The sequence below is a fragment of the Methanosphaera sp. WGK6 genome (assembly GCF_001729965.1).
Taxonomy (GTDB): domain Archaea; phylum Methanobacteriota; class Methanobacteria; order Methanobacteriales; family Methanobacteriaceae; genus Methanosphaera.
This window is the reverse complement of sequence record NZ_JRWK01000027.1, coordinates 1-4,405: the sequence shown is the minus strand read 5'-3', so window position 1 is coordinate 4,405 and position 4,405 is coordinate 1. Positions and strand designations below refer to the sequence as shown.

The 4,405-nt window shown below is 23.3% G+C and carries 4 protein-coding genes; 3 read left to right on the top strand and 1 reads right to left on the bottom strand.

All coding sequences use genetic code 11. The features are described 5' to 3' along the window. The 3 genes from NL43_RS08325 to NL43_RS08035 form a co-directional block, all read left to right on the top strand. On the top strand, positions 1–325 hold a 325-nt coding region (locus NL43_RS08325), incomplete at its 5' end, for a hypothetical protein (protein WP_158005568.1). Between the two features lie 76 nt (positions 326–401). After that, positions 402–1,109 carry a hypothetical protein gene (locus tag NL43_RS08040; RefSeq protein WP_069593534.1) on the top strand — a complete coding sequence of 236 codons (708 nt, stop codon included), beginning with the start codon at positions 402–404 and terminating at the stop codon, positions 1,107–1,109. A gap of 475 nt (positions 1,110–1,584) precedes the next feature. Further along, positions 1,585–3,846, top strand: a complete 2,262-nt coding sequence (locus tag NL43_RS08035; protein ID WP_069593533.1) for a glycosyltransferase — start codon at positions 1,585–1,587, stop codon at positions 3,844–3,846. Between the two features lie 7 nt (positions 3,847–3,853). Here the strand turns inward: NL43_RS08035 and NL43_RS08030 are convergent. Beyond that, on the bottom strand, positions 3,854–4,405 hold a 552-nt coding region (locus NL43_RS08030; RefSeq protein ID WP_158005567.1), incomplete at its 5' end, for a hypothetical protein.

The window sequence follows — 4,405 nt, the reverse complement described above, 5'->3', positions numbered from 1 at the left end:
AAATTATGATAAAACAAATATAAATCAATACCAGCTGATTAGTAATCAAACACTAAATGGACAGAATACACTTTGCACATATAATAACATAACACTCTACAATAAATCAGGAACATATACCTACTATCAGGAAAATGTAGATGATGAATCATACATTGTAATGACATGTGATAATATTGATATACTAACACATGCTATCAAAACACTGAATAATCCAGGAATACTTAATGAAATAAAAACATTTCTAGCATTTATAGTAATGATAACACTATTCATATTATATGAATTATATAGACGTGAACTATGGGGTTTTAAATTACTGTGAATATGTCAACACACATTACATAGTACATAATATGATTTTCTTTTTAAATATAAAAATTCACTTAGAGGATTAATTCATGCGAACAAAAAATGTACTAATTATTGTTGTAATAGTTCTAGCTTGTATTGGGGGATGTGCAGCATATATTCTCTCAAATCCAAGTATAGAATATAAGAATATTACAATGAATGGAATACAATTAGAAGTACCAAGTGGTAATGTAACACCAGTTAATCAGACAGAACACTATAGTATCTATAATGATACAGAAAATGATTTGAATATATATGTATTTGATAGTGAAGGCTCAAATTTTGCTGATTTATCTGAAATGACAACATTTGCAGCTACACGTGAAGCATACCAGATAAATGCAACAACCGTAACTAAGGATAATGTGACATATAACAAATCAGAAAGTACAGGAATATGTTCATATACTGGAAATTATACATATAAAAATATTATTATTGCAACAAGTGATGAAGACTTATTAATTCATATACTTAATACTATAAAAATAGATGAAGTAACAGCAAATGATACAAATACAACTAATACAACAAATACTTCTTCAAGTACAAGTTCAAGTAGTTCAAGTTCAGATGTTAGTGTTGTAAGTTCATCTCTAGAACAAAACTATCAAGCAGATGATGGAAGTACATACCGTGAAGTTGAATATTCTGATGGTAATTTCAGACAATATGATACTAGAACAGGTAAGTTAATTAGAAGTAGTTATGATAGTGATCAATCAAAACTAGCTGATGGAAGAGGAGATTAAAAAAAGAGAATATAATATTATAGTATACTAACTACACATACCCTATCCTCCCTTACTTTTTATAGGAAATCATTTTAAAAAAAATATGAAATATTAACTTATACCATTATAAGTAATACATGAACTTGTATTTAATTTTCTTAATTCTTTGTTCATAGTAATTTATCGACTAAATACATAATAGTATATATTAAAAGAGAGTATAAATTAAACTAGGATTAATTAGTTGTATCATGGAATAAATATACATAATTAGAAAATATTTTTTAAAAAAAAGAAATTATTTTATTAAAAATAAGTACTATAACCATTACATGAACTAATTCAAAAAATTATATTTTGAAAATGTATATGTAATACTCTTTTTTTATGGAAAAAAATAAACAATTTATAATATTTCCAAATAAAAATCCATATTTACTAAAATTCTTTTCATGATATAAAAAAAATAGTGTAAAGGAGAATTAATAGAATTATGGCTAATAATGTGTCAATTATCATCCCAGTACTTGAGGAAAAAGAGGAATTATATCATAATATAAATTCAATCATCACCCAGAAATCAATAGATATTGAATTAATTATAATATCTGATAATGAAAATCTTTCAATAATACGAAATAAATACCATGAAAACAATAAAATAAGATATTATAACACCACTGCTACTAAAATAGAAGATATGTGGAATTTAGGACTAAAAAAATCAACAAGTGATTATATAATATTTTTAGATCAAACTACACGTTTTATAACATGTACCGCAGTAAAAAACATATACACCAAAATAAGTGAGAAAAACCTAGATATATTAGAATATAATACACCAATCAAATCATATCCAATAAACACTCTAGAAACCGCCATATTTCCAATGAATAAGATTTATTCAAAGAATTATTTGATTAAAAATAATTTTACATTTCACTCTGAACTTAAATATAATCATCATATATTCTATTATGATACATTAATAAACTCTGATAAAATAGGAACATACAATAGAAATATTTTAATAACACAATATGAAAATTCTTTAAATCATTTTACAGAAGATAATATAGCAGATTATATGATTTTAGTTGAAATAATAAATAATCTATTTTATGAATCAGATAAACACATAGAATATAAAAAAGATTACTATAATTTACTAATAAAATCTATATTTCATAGATATGATAGCATACCCTCCACATCCAAGATACACTATTTTAAAATATTCAAGGACTTATTATCCAATATAATTCCAGAAAAAGAAGTACATCTATTGCATGATGAATTATTCCTTTGTTTTCAGGCAATGATGATTTCAAATCATGATAATGAATTTGAAAAACTAAGAAAAAATAATACAAATAGAACTCCCTGTATATCAGTAATTATACCATTCTATAATACCCAATCATACATTAGAAAATGTATAGATAGTGTACTTAACCAATCATATACTGATATTGAAGTAATATGTGTTAATGATAATTCTACAGATAATTCACTTGAAATAATTAAAGAATATAAACAGAAAGACGATAGAATTGTGATAATAAATAATAAAATAAATTATGGTGCAGGATATAGTAGAAATAGGGCTTTAAGATTTGCTCGTGGAAAATATATTAATTTCATAGATTCAGATGACTGGATTGACTCATCAACATATGAGTTAACCTATAAAAAAGTTGAAGAAAAAAATTTAGACTTTATAATGTACAGGTTAATTAATTATAATCAGGATACTGATGAAACATTTGAAGATTACTATTATAACCTGGGCTGTTTACATGATAATTATACTAATAAGGTATTTAATAAAAATGACTTACATAAAGTAGATGGAATGTTTAAACTAGCAGTAAGTCCCTGTAACAAGTTATTTAAGAGAGAATTTATTCAAAGTAATAATATATATTTTCCAGAGAAGATTACATTTGAAGATAATATATTCTTCTTTAAAGTAATGCTTATGGCAGAACGTATATCCTTTACTCCAGAACACTTATATTATAGGAGACGACGAGAAAATTCAGTGATGAGTACACAGGAACATTTCTCAAATGTTATTACCATATCTACAGAAGCTATAAATTTATTTAAAAAACTAGGATTCTATGATGAATATAAACAATCATTACTTAATTTTAAAGTAAATGTATCTAAAAACTTCTATAATAAATTAGATTATCCTTATAAGAAATATTATTATAACTCAATGCATGAAGATTTCATAAATTTAAAAACAGATGAAGAATTATATTCTGATTTAGAAAAGTATCTTACTCAAGATAATCTTAAATTCATAGAATACGTGATTAAATATGAAAAAGACACATTATTTGATATTAATTATGAGAAATCCATGAAAACAGGACATGTGACTAATTCAAGTACTATAAACTATGATTTTAGTACAATTAATGAAATTGAAGAGATAGATAATAATGAGAATGAATACAAAAAAGAAGATGAAATACATCCACCTAATGAAGATTTAATTATACTTTGTAAAAATAATGCTGAAACCATTAATAAGTTATCTTCAAGGATATTTACTTTAACAGATGATAATAATAAGTTAATATATGAAAATAAAGAATTAAATGAAAAATTAGATTTAATGAAAGAGGAGAATATTTTACTTAAGGAACGATTACTGCTAGTGTTTAGTTCAAATAGTTGGAATATTACAAGACCATTACGTATTTTTATGAGAAGAGTGAGAAAATATATTCAATAAATACACTCTAATTTATATTAATACTCTTTTTCATAAAATCCACATTTCTTTTAGTACTACATTCTAGTTTATCTTGGATTTCTAGTGGATATTCTTTATTATTATAGGATAATTTAAATGAGATTTTCCTAATATCTTTTCTTTTTTGTTTAAGTTCAAATTGGAATGGATTTTCAATTATATGATATTTTTTATCTATATTACATAATTCTATTCTTGTTTTATCAATTATCATGTATAATTTCATGTTTTGATTTAAGTTAAAACAAGAATTAAATATGCCTTTAATGTATAGTGTTTCATTATTATAATTAAATTTACAAATTTTAACAGGGTTTTTATTTAAATTATCCAGTAATATGTTATCATATTTCATGAATAGATTTGATTTATAAGAAATTATATTTATCTTTGAATCTTTTCTTTTAAGTTTAATTATTAATAATTTAACGTATTTATTAATTATGGGTGATTTTATTACTAAATCTAGATCTATATAGTTTATAATATTATTTATGAATTCAATTTTTTCTTGTTGAAGATTATTTAGTTCATTATT

What these genes read in the sequence shown, in the direction of transcription:
- NL43_RS08035 (WP_069593533.1), top strand. Translation starts at nt 1,585, where the DNA reads ATGGCTAATAATGTGTCAATTATCATCCCAGTACTTGAGGAAAAAGAG.
- NL43_RS08040 (WP_069593534.1), top strand. Translation starts at nt 402, where the DNA reads ATGCGAACAAAAAATGTACTAATTATTGTTGTAATAGTTCTAGCTTGT.